The organism is Pseudomonas sp. Pf153 (assembly GCF_001269775.1).
Classification (GTDB): Bacteria; Pseudomonadota; Gammaproteobacteria; order Pseudomonadales; family Pseudomonadaceae; genus Aquipseudomonas; species Aquipseudomonas uvaldensis.
Map to the genome: position 1 here is coordinate 165,365 of NZ_LHVL01000016.1, position 15,856 is coordinate 181,220.

At 63.5% G+C, this 15,856-nt stretch carries 11 protein-coding genes; 8 read left to right on the plus strand and 3 right to left on the minus strand.

All coding sequences use genetic code 11. From position 1 onward, the window contains the following. Position 1 precedes the first annotated feature (1 nt). From AD666_RS11835 to AD666_RS11845, 3 genes are all read left to right on the plus strand, one after another. Entirely contained in the window at positions 2 to 1,267 is a 1,266-nt protein-coding gene (locus tag AD666_RS11835; protein WP_053151912.1) for an ABC transporter permease, read from the plus strand. An 11-nt stretch (positions 1,268 to 1,278) separates the two neighbouring features. Next, positions 1,279 to 1,797: a DUF3299 domain-containing protein gene (locus AD666_RS11840; protein ID WP_053151914.1), complete on the plus strand. Its 519-nt coding sequence runs from the start codon at positions 1,279 to 1,281 to the stop codon at positions 1,795 to 1,797. Positions 1,798 to 1,992: 195 nt separating this feature from the next. Then, complete coding sequence (locus tag AD666_RS11845; protein ID WP_053151915.1) at positions 1,993 to 2,691, plus strand: OmpW family protein; 699 nt, start codon at positions 1,993 to 1,995, stop codon at positions 2,689 to 2,691. A 136-nt stretch (positions 2,692 to 2,827) separates the two neighbouring features. On the opposite strand, the gene AD666_RS11850 is transcribed toward AD666_RS11845, so the two are convergent. Then, on the minus strand, positions 2,828 to 3,757 hold the full coding sequence (locus AD666_RS11850) for an NAD-dependent epimerase/dehydratase family protein (protein WP_053151917.1): 930 nt from the start codon (positions 3,755 to 3,757) through the stop codon (positions 2,828 to 2,830). Continuing rightward, positions 3,750 to 4,634, minus strand: coding sequence for a sugar nucleotide-binding protein (locus AD666_RS11855; protein WP_053151978.1), 885 nt, complete (start codon positions 4,632 to 4,634; stop codon positions 3,750 to 3,752). Before AD666_RS11855 ends, AD666_RS11850 begins: the two co-directional genes overlap by 8 nt. Before the next feature lie 300 nt (positions 4,635 to 4,934). Between AD666_RS11855 and AD666_RS11860 the strand changes: the two genes are divergently transcribed. Further along, positions 4,935 to 9,245 carry a DEAD/DEAH box helicase gene (locus tag AD666_RS11860; protein WP_053151919.1) on the plus strand — a complete coding sequence of 1,437 codons (4,311 nt, stop codon included), beginning with the start codon at positions 4,935 to 4,937 and terminating at the stop codon, positions 9,243 to 9,245. 40 nt (positions 9,246 to 9,285) lie between these two features. On the opposite strand, the gene AD666_RS11865 is transcribed toward AD666_RS11860, so the two are convergent. After that, positions 9,286 to 11,361 carry a mechanosensitive ion channel family protein gene (locus tag AD666_RS11865; protein WP_053151921.1) on the minus strand — a complete coding sequence of 692 codons (2,076 nt, stop codon included), beginning with the start codon at positions 11,359 to 11,361 and terminating at the stop codon, positions 9,286 to 9,288. Between the two features lie 344 nt (positions 11,362 to 11,705). Here AD666_RS11865 and AD666_RS11870 point away from each other — a divergent pair, with 344 nt between their 5' ends. Genes AD666_RS11870 through AD666_RS11885 form a run of 4 tightly spaced genes read left to right on the plus strand, consistent with a single transcriptional unit; the run spans position 11,706 to position 15,751 of the window. Next, the gene (locus AD666_RS11870) at positions 11,706 to 12,632 is read left to right on the plus strand and encodes a DUF72 domain-containing protein (protein ID WP_053151923.1); all 927 of its coding nucleotides are present in this window, start codon (positions 11,706 to 11,708) and stop codon (positions 12,630 to 12,632) included. Then, entirely contained in the window at positions 12,629 to 13,438 is an 810-nt protein-coding gene (locus AD666_RS11875; protein WP_256222604.1) for an endonuclease/exonuclease/phosphatase family protein, read from the plus strand. Before AD666_RS11870 ends, AD666_RS11875 begins: the two co-directional genes overlap by 4 nt. Further along, a complete protein-coding gene (clsB, locus tag AD666_RS11880) occupies positions 13,435 to 14,733 on the plus strand; it encodes a cardiolipin synthase ClsB (RefSeq protein ID WP_053151925.1) in 1,299 nt (432 codons plus the stop codon). Before AD666_RS11875 ends, clsB begins: the two co-directional genes overlap by 4 nt. Further along, positions 14,720 to 15,751 carry a lysylphosphatidylglycerol synthase domain-containing protein gene (locus AD666_RS11885; RefSeq protein WP_053151927.1) on the plus strand — a complete coding sequence of 344 codons (1,032 nt, stop codon included), beginning with the start codon at positions 14,720 to 14,722 and terminating at the stop codon, positions 15,749 to 15,751. Before clsB ends, AD666_RS11885 begins: the two co-directional genes overlap by 14 nt. Positions 15,752 to 15,856 lie beyond the last annotated feature (105 nt).

Here is a 15,856-nt window from a genome sequence, read left to right on the forward strand (position 1 = left end):
GATGTATCTGTTCCGTCTAGCCATGGCCAGCCTGGCGAACCGCCGTTTCACCGCCATCCTCACCGTCTTCGCCATTGCCCTGTCGGTCTGCCTGCTGTTGGCGGTGGAGCGAGTGCGCACCGAGGCACGCGCCAGCTTTGCCAGCACCATCAGCGGCACCGATCTGATCGTCGGTGCCCGCTCGGGTTCGGTGAACCTGCTGTTGTATTCGGTGTTTCGCATCGGCAACGCCACCAACAACATCCGTTGGGACAGTTTCGAGCACTTCGCCAGCAACCCGAAAGTGAAGTGGGCGATTCCCATGTCTCTGGGCGATTCCCATCGCGGCTATCGGGTGATGGGCACCACCGAGGCCTACTTCGAGCATTACCAGTACGGTCGCCAGCAGCACCTGGAACTGGCCGATGGCCGGGCCTTCGCCACCGATCCGTTCGAAGTCGTGCTCGGCGCCGAAGTCGCCGAGGCGCTGCATTACAAACTCGACGACAAACTGGTGTTGGCCCACGGCGTGGCAGCGGTCAGCCTGGTCAAGCATGACGACAAGCCCTTCACCGTGGTCGGCATCCTCAAGCGCACCGGCACGCCGGTGGACCGCACGCTGCACATCAGCCTCGGCGGCATGGAAGCGATTCACGTCGACTGGAAGAACGGCGTGCCGGCCCAGGGCAACGGTCGCATCAGCGCCGACCAGGCCCGCAACATGGACCTCACGCCCCAGGCGATCACGGCGTTCATGCTCGGTCTCAACAGCAAGATATCCACCTTTGCCCTGCAACGGGAGATCAATGAGTTCCGTAGCGAACCGCTGCTGGCGATCCTGCCCGGCGTGGCGCTGCAAGAGTTGTGGAGCCTGATGGGTACGGCGGAAAAAGCCTTGTTCGTGATTTCTCTGTTCGTGGTGCTGACCGGGTTGATCGGCATGCTCACGGCGATCCTCACCAGCCTCAACGAACGCCGTCGGGAAATGGCGATCCTGCGCTCGGTAGGCGCGCGGCCTTGGCACATCGCAAGCCTGCTGGTACTCGAAGCCTTTGCCCTGGCTCTGGCCGGTGTCACGTCCGGGCTGGCGCTGCTGTACGTCGGCATCGCCGCCGCCCAGGGTTACGTGCAGTCGGCCTATGGCCTGTATTTGCCCCTGGGCTGGCCGAGCGAGTATGAATGGACACTCATGGCTGGCATTCTGATCGCCGCCCTGCTGATGGGCAGCGTGCCGGCCTGGCGCGCTTATCGCCAATCGCTGGCCGATGGCCTGTCGATCCGTTTATGAGGACGTTGAACATGCCCCGCGCCCTGATTGCGCTGTTGATGATGGTTGCCCTGCCCCTGTGGGCGGCCGAGCCGAGGGACCTGGCCTGGTCGGAAATGATCCCGGCGGGCGCGCCACCGGAAGTGCCAAACATGACCCCACTGCATGATCTGTCGCAGATGGGCAACGCCCTGGCCGCCGAATCCGCTCCGGCCGCCAAGCAGGACCTGCCCAACGCGCCGGTGGTCAAGGAGCTGGACGGCCAACAGATCCGTTTACCGGGGTATATCGTGCCGCTGGAAGTCAGCGAAGAAGGTCGCACCACGGACTTTCTGCTGGTGCCTTACTTCGGCGCCTGCATCCACGTGCCACCACCGCCGTCGAACCAGATCGTGCATGTGAAGAGCGAAGTCGGGGTCAAGCTCGATGAGTTGTACCAGCCGTACTGGGTCGAGGGGCCGATGCAAGTCAAGCCGTCCACCAGTGAACTGGCCGATGCCGGGTACCAGATGGAGGCTGAGAAGATTTATGTGTATGAGCTGCCGGAGTGAGCCTGGTGGTTATTTTGTGGCAGTGAGATAGCAAGCCCGCTCCCACAGGGCTCACCACCGTCCCTGTGGGAGCGGGCTTGCTCGCGAAGAGGCCGCCAGGGGCTTCATCACACTTTCATTGAGCTGAGTCAAAAGACCACCCCAGAGCGCTTCGTACCATAGGACATCACTTTTCGAATGCCCTATGGAGCCCCCATGCACAAGTCTCTGCTCAGCGCTTCCCTCGTCGCCCTCGCACTCGCCGCCCCGCTCGCCCAGGCCCATACGGCCGGCGATATCATCGTCCGTGCCGGCGCCATCACCGTCAATCCCGAGGCCGACAGCTCCAGCGTCAAGGTTGACCGCGGCCCGCTGGCCGGTGCCGATCTGGGCGGCAAGGCGACCATGAGCAGCGACACCCAACTGGGCCTGAACTTCGCCTACATGCTCACCGACAACCTGGGTATCGAACTGCTCGCTGCCTCGCCGTTCGAGCATGATGTGAAGCTCAAAGGAACCGCCCTCGGCGCCGCCAATGGCAAGCTCGGCACCCTCAAGCACCTGCCGCCGACCCTGAGCCTGGTCTACTACCCGCTCGACGCGAAATCGGCGTTCCAGCCTTACGTCGGCGCCGGCATCAACTACACCTGGATCTACGACGAACACGTCGGCAGCGGCGCCAGCGCCAACGGTTTCAGCAACTTCCGGGCAAGCAATAGCTGGGGCATGGCGTGGCAAGTGGGCGCTGACTACATGCTGACCGATAACATCATGATCAACGGTCAGATTCGCTACATCGATATCGACACCACTGCCTATGTCGACAATAACGCCGTGGCCGGTGGTACCCGGGCCAAGGTGGATGTCGACGTGGATCCACTGATCTACATGGTGGGGTTGGGTTACAAGTTCTGACCCATACCTTCAAATTGCTCAAATCCCCTGTGGGAGCGAGCCTGCTCGCGATAGCGGTTTGTCAGTCAAAAAAGATGCTGACTGATCCACCACCATCGCGAGCAGGCTCGCTCCCACAGCGGTTTCATTTCCTGGATCAGCGGCCCAGCAACCGCGCCAATCCCACGCTCATCGGCGTCTGTTGCGGGAAGCTGAAGCGCTCCAGGAGACGGCGGTTGTTGGCCCGTGAATGGCGGATGTCACCGGAGCGTGCCGGGCCGTAGCTGATCGGCGGCAGGTCGCCGACCACTTGTGCGAGGGCCGCAAGCATCTGCTTGAGGGTCGTGGCCTGGTTCCAGCCGACGTTCACCGCGCCGACTTCCACCTCGGTTTTTTCGATGGCCTGGACCAGCAGGTCCACCAGGTCTTCGACGTAAACGAAATCCCGTGTTTGCTCGCCATCGCCAAACACAGTGATCGGCAGACCTTTCTGCGCCCGTTCGCTGAAGATGCTGATGACCCCGGAATACGGCGACGACGGATCCTGGCGTGGACCATAGATATTGAAGAAGCGGAACACCACCGGCTCCAGGGCATGCTGGCGGCGATAGAAATCCAGGTAAAACTCGCTGGCCAGCTTATCCGAGGCGTACGGGGTCAGCGGGGCCTTGGGCGTGTCTTCGTCGATGGACTGGCCTTCGCCATTGTTGCCATAGACCGCCGCGCTGGAGGCGAACAACACCCGTTTCACACCAGCCTGGCGCATGGCTTCGCAGACGTTCAGGGTTCCGATGAAGTTGCTCTGGTGTGTGCGTACCGGATCGTCCACCGAAGCCTGGACCGAAGCCACCGCGGCCAGATGCGCCACGGCACTGCAACCGACCATCGCGCGGGCCACCAGCGCCGCATCGGCGACATCGCCTTCGATCAGTTCCACGGCCGGGTTATCCAGCGGCAGGTTGCTGCGTTTACCGGTGGATAAGTCATCCAGGATGCGCACCGAGTGGCCCTTGGCGAGCAAGGCGTCGGTCAGGTGCGAACCAATGAAACCCGCACCGCCGGTGATTAAAACAGGGCCTTCAGCCATGACGATAAAACCTATCCAGTAAGCCCGGGAGCGCGGCGCGCCAGGCGCGGGGCTTGATCCCGAAAGTGTGCAGAATTTTCTTGCAGGTCAGCACCGCGTGCTGCGGTTCTTCCGCTGCATCCGGCCGGGCGGCGTGGGCCTGGGGAGTGGGCGATTCGATCGCCAGCGGATGCAGCGCGCGGGCTTCGGTGAGGATCGCCTGGCCCAGCGCCAGGGGCGTGGTCGCCTCGTGCCCGGCGTAATGGTAGGTCCCCCACAACGGCGCCGCGCAATCGAGCTGCTTGAGTACGGAAATGATCACCCGTGCCGCATCGTCTACCGGCGTTGGATTGCCGCGACGGTCATCGGCCAGCAGCAATTCCTCGGGTTGTTCGGCGCGGGCCAGGAAACGTCCGAGGATGCCATCGGGGCTGTCATCGAGCAGCCAGCCGAAGCGCAACAGCACATGTTGCGGACAGGTGGCGCGCACGCTTTGCTCGATACGCCACAACGCCTGGCCACGCAGACCCAGGGGCACGGGTTCGTCCTTTTCGCTGTAGGCCGTGGCGCGAGAACCGTCGAACACGCGATAGCTCGACGGTTGCACCAGGACGATCTCGTGGTGCTGGCACAGTTCGGCCAGGCGCTCGACGGCGCGCTCCTGGCTGGCCAGGCGCTGCTCGCTGACGGCCTCGGCTTGAAACCAGTCGAAGTAGTACGCCAGATTGATCACGGCGTCCGGCCGGGTGTCGTCGAGCAGTTGCGTCAGGCTCGCGGCATCCCATCCGTCTTCGGGCGGTCGAGGGGCGAGAAAACCGATGTCTTCTTCCGCACCGAGGCGAATCAGCGCCTGCCCAAGGGCATTTCCGCCGCCCAGTAACATAAGGCGCATTCGCATAAAATCAGCAGGCCCAGTCTGTTGGCACAAGAATTTGGTCGACAACGCCCACAGGCGTCGTCGGAATCGTTGCATTTTGCGGGTTTAGTGCGCAACCGTCATCCGTAAAGTGCAGATCCTGGATGTATGCTGCCCTTTGGGGCCTCTTCGCGAGCAAGCCCGCTCCCACAGTGAACCGGGTTTCCTCTGCAAGAATGCGATCGACTGTGGGAGCGGGCTTGCTCGCGAAAGGGCCCTGCCTGTCGACAGAGACCCCAATGGTACTTGCATCTTCCCCGCCCCACCCGCATAACTGCCCTCATGAATCTGCCTCTTGCCGCCGACCATGCCATGGCAGGCTTCCACCCTGCCGTTCGTGCCTGGTTCAGCCAGACATTCCCGGCGGTCACGGCCGCCCAGGCCCAGGCGTGGCCGTTGATCGGCCAGCGCCGTTCGACCCTGGTGGCCGCGCCCACCGGCTCGGGCAAGACCCTGACAGCGTTTCTCGCCGTGCTCGATGACCTGGTGCACCGCGGTCTGGAACAAGGCGGCCTGCCAGACCAGACCCTGGTGGTCTACGTCTCGCCACTCAAGGCCTTGAGCAACGACATCCGGATCAACCTGCAAACCCCACTGGCCGGGATTACCGAACAATTGCGCCAGATGGACCTGCCGCCCCTGCAAATCACCACCGCCGTGCGCACCGGCGACACGCCGCAAAAAGATCGTTCGGCGATGCGCAAGACCGCGCCGCACATTCTGGTGACCACCCCCGAATCGCTCTATGTGCTGCTCGGCTCCGATTCCGGCCGGCTGATGCTCGCCAGCACCCGCACCGTGATCGTCGACGAAATCCACGCCATCGCCGCCAGCAAACGCGGCAGCCACCTGGCCCTGAGCCTGGAGCGCCTGCAAGCTCTGTGCGCCGAACCGCTGGTGCGCATCGGCCTGTCTGCCACGCAAAAGCCCATCGAAGCGGTGTCGCGCTTTCTGGTCGGCGAAGGACGCACCTGTGAAATCGTCGACATCGGCCATGCCCGCCCCCGGGACCTGGACATCGAAGTGCCGCCGGTGCCGCTCTCGGCGGTGATGGCCAATGACGTCTGGGAGTTGGTCTACAACCGCCTCGCCGACCTCGCCCGAGCGCACCGCACGACCCTGGTGTTCGTCAACACCCGGCGGCTGGCCGAACGCCTGAGCCGGCACTTGAGCGAACGCCTGGGCAAGGATGCGGTGGCGGCCCACCATGGCAGCCTGGCGAAAGAGTTTCGTCTCGACGCCGAACAACGGCTCAAGCGCGGCGAATTGCAGGTGTTGATCGCCACCGCGTCCCTGGAGTTGGGCATCGACATCGGCGATGTCGACCTGGTGTGCCAGATCGCCTCGCCCCGCTCGATTTCCGCCTTCCTGCAACGGGTCGGGCGTTCCGGCCACCAGGTGGGCGGCACACCCAAGGGCCGACTGTTCGCCACCACCCGCGACGACCTGATCGAATGCGCCGCGCTGCTCGACTGCGTGCGCCGCGGCGAGCTGGATATCCTGCACATTCCCAAGGCACCGCTGGACGTGCTGGCCCAGCAGATCGTCGCCGAAGTCAGTTGCCAGGAATGGCAGGAGCAGGCATTGCTGGAGATGTTCCGCCGCGCCTCGCCCTATGCTGGACTGGATGAAGGTCATTACCAGGCCTTGCTGCAGATGCTCGCCGAAGGCCTCAACGGCCGCCAGGGCGTGCGCAGCGCTTATCTGCATCGCGATGCCGTCACCCGTACGCTGCGCGGTCGCCGCGGCAGCAAGCTGACGGCCGTGACCAGCGGCGGTACCATCCCGGACAATGCCGACTACAGTGTGCTGCTCGAACCCCAGGGCCTGAACATCGGCAGCGTCAACGAAGACTTCGCCGTGGAGAGCATCGCCGGCGACGTGTTCCAGCTGGGCAATACCTCCTACCGCATCATCCGCGTCGAGACCGGCCGCGTGCGGGTCGAGGACGCCCAGGGCCAGCCACCGACCATTCCGTTCTGGCTTGGCGAAGCCCCGGGGCGCAGCGCCGAGCTGTCCCTGGCCGTGGCCCGCCTGCAAGCGCAACTGGACCGACTGCTGGGCGCGACGCCAGGCGACCTGCAACCGGCCCTCGACTGGTTGACCGGCACCTTGCAGTTGAACCAGGCCAGCGCCGAACAACTGGTGGATTACCTGGCGCCGGCACGCCTGGCCTTCGGTGCCCTGCCCTCCCAGGACACGCTGGTGATGGAGCGGTTCTTCGACGAGTCCGGCGGCACGCAACTGATCATTCATACACCCTTTGGCAGTCGCATCAACCGCGCCTGGGGCCTGGCGCTGCGCAAGCGGTTCTGCCGGACCTTCAATTTCGAATTGCAGGCTGCGGCCAGTGAAGACGCCATCGTGTTGTCACTGTCCACCAGCCACAGCTTCGAGCTCGACGAAGTCTGGCGTTATCTCAACAGCCAGAGCGCCGAACGGATCCTGGTCCAGGCGGTGCTGGACGCTCCGCTGTTCGGCGTGCGCTGGCGCTGGAACGCGGGGGTGGCCCTGGCCTTGCCGCGCTATACCGGCGGGCGCAAGGTCGCACCGCAAATTCAGCGGATGAAAAGCGAAGACCTGATCGCCAGCGTGTTCCCGGATCAGATTGCCTGCCTGGAGAACCTCGCCGGCGAACGGGAAATTCCCAATCATCCATTGGTGGAGCAAACCCTGGACGACTGCCTGCACGAAGCCATGGACAGCGAAGGCTGGCTGGCCTTGTTGCGGCGCATGGAAGCGGGCGAGATTCGCCTGATCAGCCGTGACCTGCCGGCGCCGTCGCCCCTGGCGGCAGAAATTCTCAGCGCCCGGCCCTACACCTTCCTCGACGACGCGCCGCTGGAAGAACGTCGCACCCAAGCGGTGATCAATCGCCGCTGGAGCGATCCACAGTCCACCGACGACCTCGGCGCGCTGGACGTCGAGGCCATCCAGTCGGTACGCGAAGAAGCCTGGCCGACGCCGAGCAATCTCGACGAAATGCACGAAGCGCTGATGAGCCTGGCCTGCATCGCCGACAGCGAAGCCAGTGCCCACGCTTCATGGTTGGAGTGGCTGACCGTCCTGGCCGGACGCGGACGCGCCAGTCACCTGCAAGTCAGCGCCGAACGCGGCCTGTGGGTGCCGCTGGAACGGCTGACTTGCTTGCAGGCAATTTATCCACAGGCTTCATGGCAACCGCCCCTGGCGCCCCTGGTCGGTTTCGATGAAACCTGGGACCGTGACGAAGCCGTGGTGGAAGTGCTCCGCGCCCGACTCAGTGCCTTCGGCCCGCTACCGCTGAAAGCCATCGCCTACCCGCTGGGGTTGTCGACACCGCAGGCCACCCAGGCCCTGGCACAACTCGAACAGCAAGGTTACGTGTTGCGCGGTCGGTTCACGCCCGGCACGGGGCAGGAAGAATGGTGCGAGCGGCATCTGCTGGCGCGCATCCATCGCTATACCGTCAAGCGCCTGCGCCGGGAAATCGAGCCGGTGACGTTGCAGGACTTCGTGCGGTTCCTGTTCGACTGGCAGCACCTGTCGGCATCGACCCAAGGTCGGGGCAGCGCCGTCCTGCCGTCGATCATCAGCCAGTTCGAAGGCTACCCGGCTGCGGCCTCGGCCTGGGACAGCGACCTGCTGCCGGCACGGATCAAGGACTATTCGCCCACTTGGCTCGATGAGTTGTGCCGCAGCGGCAAGCTGGTCTGGACGCGTTTGAGCGCTCGCCAGAAGCTTTCGGCCAACGCCCTGCGCAGCACACCGGTGGTACTGTTGCCCCGCAGCCAGGTCGCGCGGTGGAGCAGCCTGGCAGAGCAGACACCTTTGGACGAACTGTCACTCAAGACACAGAAAGTCCATCAGGCCCTCAGCGAACACGGTGCGTTGTTTTTTGACGAACTGCTGCACGAAGCCCACCTGCTGCGCGCCGAACTGGAAATCGCCTTGCAGGAACTGGTGGGCGCCGGTTTGGTGAACGCCGACAGCTTCGCCGGCCTGCGGGCGCTGATCACCCCGGCCAGCAAACGCCAGGCCCGTAGCAGCCGACGCGGGCGCGGGGCGTTTGTCGGCGGCATGGACGACGCCGGGCGCTGGGCCTTGCTGCGCCGTAGCCCCGCGTCCATGGAAGGCATACGGCCCGCTTCCACACCGCCCGAAACCCTGGAACACATCGCCATGACCTTGCTGCGTCGCTACGGCGTGGTGTTCTGGCGCATGCTGGACCGCGAGGCCGAATGGCTGCCCAGCTGGCGTGAGTTGCTGCGCACGTTTCATCGCCTGGAGGCACGGGGTGAAATCCGCGGTGGACGGTTTGTCAGCGGGCTGGCGGGCGAGCAATTTGCCCTGCCCGAGGCCATCCCGCTGCTGCGCGAAGTCCGCCGCCGCCCTACCGATGGCAGTCTGGTCGGTGTGTGTGGCGTCGATCCGCTGAACCTGGCCGGTACGCTGTTGCCGGGGGCGAAGGTGCCGGCTCTGGCGAGCAATCGGTTGGTGTATCGCGATGGGGTGCCGGCGGCGGCGCTGATTGCCGGCAAGCCGGTTTTCTGGTTGGAGTTGGATGCTCAGGGGATGGCTGAGGTGCGCAGTAAGCTGATTCAGAAAGGTTAGGGTGTCTGCTCGCGATGAGGCCAGCCGGCCCGCCACAACCTCATTGCGACTCAGCCACTCCATCGCCCTCTTTCGGCTCTTCCACCAACCGCTTCGGCATCACCACCTGCTGTGGATAAGTCTGCGCGAAATGCACCGCTGGATGGTTATCCACAAGCTTCTTCAAGCGCTGGTTGAACGCCCGGCTCACCGCATACTGCCCGCCTGACACGGTGCGGAACTGGGCAGTGAGGACCACGCCGTTGAGGTCCATCCGGTCCACGCCGAACACATCCAGCGGTCCTTGCAGATTGAACTTGAGGAACGGGTCTTCGGAAATCGAATTCCCGGCCTCGCGGATCAGTTCGATGGCCTGGTCTACGTCAGTGTCGTAGGTGAACTGCACCGAGAAGAACGCGAAAGCGAATTGCCGCGATTGGTTGGTCACCGCCTTGATCTGGCCGAACGGCACTGAGTGCACGAACCCTTTGCCGTCGCGCAGGCGCAGGGTGCGGATGGTCAGGCCCTCGACGGTGCCGGCGTGGCCGGAACTGAGCACCACCCAGTCACCAATGGACAGGGTGTCTTCGATGATGATGAACAGCCCCGTAATCACGTCCTGCACCAACTGCTGGGAACCGAAGCCGATCGCCAGGCCCACCACCCCGGCGCCGGCCAGCAATGGCGCGACGTTGATGCCCAGGTTGGCCATGGTGGTGATCGCGCAGATCACCACCAGGATGATTTTGATCGCGTTGCGCAGCAGCGGCAGGATGGTCTTGATCCGAGTGCTGGGCTGACGTGCCCCTCGCTTGTTGAGCGGCGGTTTCAGGGCCTCCTGGATCGCCGTGTCGAGCACCACCCACGTAAGCCAGGTCACCAGGAAAATCAGGCCGATGCGGCTCAGGGAATCACTGATCGCCCGGCCCACGGCGTTGCGCGAAGCGAACTCGAACAGCGAGACACCCCAGATCCGGCCAAGCACTTCAATGAACGCCACCGCCATGACAATACGCAACAGCGCATGCAACAGGCTCAACAAGCGGCTCTTGTAGGCGCTGTTGCGCTGGATGGCCTCGACCTTGGGAGACTTGAATACCTGCTGGAACACAGTGCTGAGGAACACCGTCGCGATCAGCAGGATGGTGGTGAACAACGCACAACGCAGGGCTTTCTGGTTGTCCTCGCCTACACCGATCAGGCTCACCGCCGAGACCAGCACCATCAACAGAATCGGCCAGTTCCAGAGTCCGGAAAAAATCCGCAGCGACTCCTGCAAGGCCGGCTGCTTCAAGCGTTGGGCCAGCGGTCGGTTGCGAATCAGGTGCGCCACCGGCCGGCGCATGCGGATCACCAGCCAGCCAAAGATCAACGAGGCCAGCAATCCGGTGAACACCGCGACGCTGCTGGTGATGTTGCCGCCCAGTTGCCGGGCGATCTGCGGGCTGGTCAGCGCGTCGCTGAGGGCGGCGAGAAAGCCGATCAGGAACAACGGCCGGGGGCTGAAACGGCGAATGATCGCCACCGCCCGGCGCTTGTGGCCGGCGTTGAACATCACGATCACGCACAACAACACCGACGTTGAGAATATCCCGCTGCTGGTGGCGTAGGCGAAGCACAGCGCCAACGCGCGACCGACCGACACCTGCAAGAAGTGGCTGACGTACAGGGTCAGCGGCAGGCAGACCAGCGCCGGTACAGTGTAGGGCAGCAGGTAGCCGAACAAGTCCCGCACCCGCTGGCGGCGTTGCAACCATCGACGCTGGCGCAGGTGGCGCACCAGCAACCGGGCACCGGCCCAGATCAGCCCAAAGGCGCCCAGCCAGACGCAGGAGAGCAGCAGGAAATCCCCGGTCACGCGCCAGGACGAGCGGGCGGTCTGGTCGACCAGGCGGTCCACCTCATCCGCCGCCCGGTCCGCCCGCAGGCGCCAGGCATCGATCAGGCTCTGGTTGAGATCGAGCTTGTCCTGGACATCGTCGATGCTCGAACTGATGGCCCCCAACAACCCGCCCTGCACCAGCGGCTCGGCTTCGGCGGGGGCCTCGCTGGGCGCGGGAACGGCCGCCGCCCCGAAGGCGACATTGCCGGCCAGCGCCAGCACGATCAGCAGCAATGCAGTGGTCAATCGAGACAAAACGCGAGGCTCCTGTGCGGGGATCGATAAGGAACTGATCCAAATCGTGCGGGCAAGTTCGCTCTCGGGATTGATACTTCCCTGTGACATGGGGATTTATTGTGGGAGCAAGGCTTGCCCGCGATAAAGGCGCCCTCGATATTGGCTAAGACCGCGGTGCTTTCATCGCGGGCAAGCCTTGCTCCCACAGCCCTACTCCCACAGGTCTTGCGCCACAGCCTCCCACAGGCCTTGCTCCCACATTGCCTTACCCGCCGCCTGTAACCCTGTCGAAACTTTCCGGCCCGCCCGACAGTCATCAAAAGACACAGGCAGTACGAGGTCATCTGGCACGGGAGGAGCACATGACGGCGATCCACATCGGCATTTCCGGTTGGCGATACACGCCTTGGCGGGGGGATTTCTACCCCAAGGGCCTGACCCAGAAGCGTGAATTGCAGTTCGCCTCGCGAGCAGTCAACAGCATCGAAATCAATGGATCGTTCTACGCCCTGCAACGTCCCGAACGGTATGCGCAGTGGTACGCCGAGACACCGCCGGACTTCGTGTTCAGCGTCAAGGCACCGCGCTTCATCACCCACATCAAGCGTCTGCGCGACATTCGCAAGCCCCTGGCCAACTTCTTCGCCTCCGGCGTGCTGGAGCTCAAGGAAAAGCTCGGCGCTATCCTCTGGCAGTTTCCCCCCAGCTTCAAATTCGACCCCGAGCTGTTCGAAGACTTCCTCAAGCAATTGCCCCACGACACTGAAGGCGCTGCGGCCCTGGCCCGGGAGCACGAGCCGCGCCTGGATGGCCACGCCAGCACCGAAACCGACAAGAAACGCCCGCTGCGCCACGCCGTCGAGATTCGTCATGAAAGCTTCATCGATCCGCATTTCGTTGCGCTACTCAAGCGCTACGACGTGGCGCTGGTCATCGCCGACACCGCTGGCAAATGGCCTTATCGCGAAGACGTCACCAGCGATTTCGTTTACCTGCGCCTGCACGGTGCCGAAGAGCTGTATGCCAGCGGCTATACCGACGAAGCCTTGAAACGCTGGGGCGACCGCATCGAGGCCTGGAGCCACGGCACTCAGCCGGACGATGCCCAACTGATCGATCCGAAAAAGAAACCCAGGGCGCGCAAGAGCCGGGAAGTGTTTTGCTATTTCGACAACGACATCAAGGTGCGTGCGCCCTACGACGCACGCCACCTGCTGGAGAGATTCGACCTGGACAAGGACCTTGCCACCGTACCCGGCCAGCGCCCCGCCGAGGGAGTGTTGCCATGAGCACAGAACCCATTGAAGCGCGCCTGGACCCCACCCGGAGTCTTGCGCACGACCTGGAAAGGGTCAGCCGCTTCACCGTCCTGACGGTCAACACACATAAAGGCTTCACCGCGCTGAACCGACGCTTCATCCTGCCTGAATTGCGCGAAGCGGTGCGCAGCGTATCCGCCGACGTGGTGTTCCTGCAGGAAGTCCATGGCGCCCATGAACATCATCCCCGGCGCTACAGCAACTGGCCGAGCATGCCGCAATACGAGTTCCTGGCCGACAGCCTCTGGCCGCAATTCGCCTACGGGCGCAACGCGGTCTACCCGGCGGGGGATCACGGCAATGCGTTGCTGTCGAAGTTCCAGATCATTCGCCACGACAACCTGGACGTGTCCATCAGCGGCCATGAAAGCCGCGGCATGCTCCACAGCGTGCTGCGCCTGCCGGGTGGCGACGGCCCGCAGATCCATGCCATTTGCGTTCACCTGGGATTGCGCGAAGGCCATCGTGTCGAGCAGCTGAAACTGCTGTGCAAGCGCTTGAGCGAACTGCCGCCCGAGGCACCGGTGATTGTCGCCGGCGACTTCAACGACTGGCGCGGCAAGGCCAACGACCTGCTCGAACCCTGCGGTCTGCGGGAAGTGTTCGCCGAGCAATGGGGCAAACCGGCCCGCAGCTTTCCGGCCCGCCTGCCCATCCTGCGCCTGGACCGCATCTATGTGCGCAACCTCAAGGCCCATCACCCCAAAGTGCTTAGCGTACGGCCCTGGTCGCACCTTTCTGACCATGCCCCCCTGTCGGTGGAGATCGAGTTATGAGCGCGACGATGAACAAGGCCACGGTGGAACAGGTCGAGGTCCCACCGACCGAACGCGATCCGGCGCTGGTGGACATCGAATACGGCTGGCACGGCAATAACCGCGTCACGCTGCTGGAGAATGGCGAGGAATATTTCCCCCGGGTGTTCGAGGCGATCCGCCGGGCGGAGACGGAAATCCTCATCGAGACCTTCATTCTTTTCGAGGACAAGGTCGGCAACGAGTTGCGCGACCTGCTGGTCGATGCCGCCCACCGAGGCGTGCGAGTGACCCTGAGCCTGGATGGCTTCGGTTGTGGGGAACTCACGCCAGAGTTCCTCGCGTCGTTGAGCGATGCCGGCGTGCGCCTGCAGATGTTCGACCCCGCCCCGCTTCACCTGGGGATTCGCACCAACTGGTTCCGCCGTCTGCACCGCAAGGTGGTGGTGATAGATGGTGTGATTGCCTTCATCGGTGGGATCAATTTCTCCGCCGACCATCTGGGTGATTTCGGCCCCGAGGCCAAGCAGGACTATTCGGTGGAGGTCAAAGGGCCGGCGGTGGTCGATATCCATCACTTCGCCTTGATGCAAAGCGGTCGGCCGAGCCGGGCCAAATACTGGTGGCAGCGCCGCCGCAGCCGTCGCAGCGAGTTGGCTTTCAGCGACCACGACGGCCAGGTACGGCTGGTCTACCGGGATAACCATGAACACCAGACCGACATCGAAGAGGTCTACCTGCAAGTGCTGCGCAGCGCCCAGCGGCGGGTGGTGATCGCCAATGCCTATTTCTTCCCCGGCTATCGGTTGCTGCGCGAGATCCGCAACGCGGCGCGACGTGGGGTGGAGGTACGGCTGATCCTGCAGGGTCAGCCGGACATGATGATAGCCAAGCTGGCGGCACGAATGCTCTATGACTATCTGCTCAAGGCCGGGGTGGTGATCTATGAATATTGCGAGCGCCCCCTGCATGGCAAGGTGGCCCTGGTGGATGAGGACTGGAGCACCGTGGGGTCGAGCAATCTCGACCCCTTGAGCCTATCCCTGAACCTGGAAGCCAACGTGCTGATCCGTGATCGGGCGTTCAATCGCGAACTGTTCGAGCGTCTCGATCACCTGAGCCGCGAGCATTGCACCGTCATGGCGGCCAATCACGCCCAGAGGGGGCTGCTGTGGCGCATGACCATCGGTTTTATGGTTTTCCACTTCCTGCGGCATTTCCCGGCCTGGGCCGGATGGCTGCCGGCCCATAAGCCGCGTCTGAAACCTTTCTCGCCGCCGACGGCGGTTCGGAGCGAACCCCATGAACCACTCTGAAGCGCACTCCGCGCCGAGAGACGCCCACGGCTCGGAGCACACCCATGCCGAGGCGAAACCGGCCTCACGCTGGAGCCGCTGGAAACGCCCGCTGACGCTGGCGTTCTTCCTGCTGCTGATCGTGCTGTTCACGGCCCTGGCGCGGCGCATCGACTGGGCGGAAGTGTTGAATACCCTGGCCGACTTCAAGATCCGCACCTTGATCATCGCGGCGGGGCTGACTATCACCAGTTTCATTACCTACGCGTGCTTCGACTTGATCGGTCGTACCTACATCCGGCAAAAACTCGGCTGGCGCCAGATACTGCCCGTGGGCGTGATCAGCTATGCCTTCAACCTCAACCTCAGTGCCTGGGTCGGCGGCATTGCCATGCGTTACCGCTTGTATTCGCGGCTGGGGGTCAGCACCGGCAATATCGCCAAGATCCTTGGCCTGAGCCTGGCCACGAATTGGTTTGGCTACATGACCCTGGCCGGCGTGGTCTTCAGCAGCGGCCTGGTTACGATGCCGCCAGGCTGGAAACTCAGCAGCAACGCCTTGCAGGGCGTGGGTGTATTGCTGCTGTTGGCGAGCGCCGGCTACCTGCTGGCCTGCCGGTTTTCCAAGCGCCGGGCCTGGACGATCCGTGGCATGGAAATCAACCTGCCGTCGCTGCGCATGGCCGTGTTGCAACTGGCGCTCGGGGCGCTGAACTGGTCGCTGATGGCGGCGGTGATTTTCACGTTGCTGCCGAGCAAGCTGGAATACCCTGTGGTACTCGGGGTGCTGTTGATCAGCAGCATCGCCGGCGTCATCACCCACATCCCGGCCGGGCTCGGCGTGCTGGAGGCAGTATTCATTGCACTGCTGCAACACGAAGTGTCGCGGGGCAGCCTGTTGGGAGGATTGATCGCTTATCGGGCGATCTACTTCATCCTGCCGTTGCTGATCACCGTGGTGATGTACTTGGCGATCGAGGCGAAGGCCAAGGCGTTGCGGGTCAAGCCGGGGCTCAAGCGAAGCCGTGGCCGTGACTGAGAGGGCTGGCCTCTTCGCGAGCAAGCCCGCTCCTACAGGTTTGGGTGTCGAACAACAGCTCTGTGTTCACCGCCGATACAAATTGTGGGAGCGGGCTTGCCCGCG

Bases quoted from the DNA above. Each gene is read 5' to 3' on its own strand.
- AD666_RS11835 (WP_053151912.1), top strand. From the start codon at position 2: ATGTATCTGTTCCGTCTAGCCATGGCCAGCCTGGCGAACCGCCGTTTC.
- AD666_RS11845 (WP_053151915.1), top strand. From the start codon at position 1,993: ATGCACAAGTCTCTGCTCAGCGCTTCCCTCGTCGCCCTCGCACTCGCC.
- AD666_RS11850 (WP_053151917.1), bottom strand. From the start codon at position 3,757: ATGGCTGAAGGCCCTGTTTTAATCACCGGCGGTGCGGGTTTCATTGGT.
- AD666_RS11870 (WP_053151923.1), top strand. From the start codon at position 11,706: ATGACGGCGATCCACATCGGCATTTCCGGTTGGCGATACACGCCTTGG.
- clsB (WP_053151925.1), top strand. From the start codon at position 13,435: ATGAGCGCGACGATGAACAAGGCCACGGTGGAACAGGTCGAGGTCCCA.
- AD666_RS11860 (WP_053151919.1), top strand. From the start codon at position 4,935: ATGAATCTGCCTCTTGCCGCCGACCATGCCATGGCAGGCTTCCACCCT.
- AD666_RS11840 (WP_053151914.1), top strand. From the start codon at position 1,279: ATGCCCCGCGCCCTGATTGCGCTGTTGATGATGGTTGCCCTGCCCCTG.
- AD666_RS11855 (WP_053151978.1), bottom strand. From the start codon at position 4,634: ATGCGAATGCGCCTTATGTTACTGGGCGGCGGAAATGCCCTTGGGCAG.
- AD666_RS11875 (WP_256222604.1), top strand. From the start codon at position 12,629: ATGAGCACAGAACCCATTGAAGCGCGCCTGGACCCCACCCGGAGTCTT.
- AD666_RS11885 (WP_053151927.1), top strand. From the start codon at position 14,720: ATGAACCACTCTGAAGCGCACTCCGCGCCGAGAGACGCCCACGGCTCG.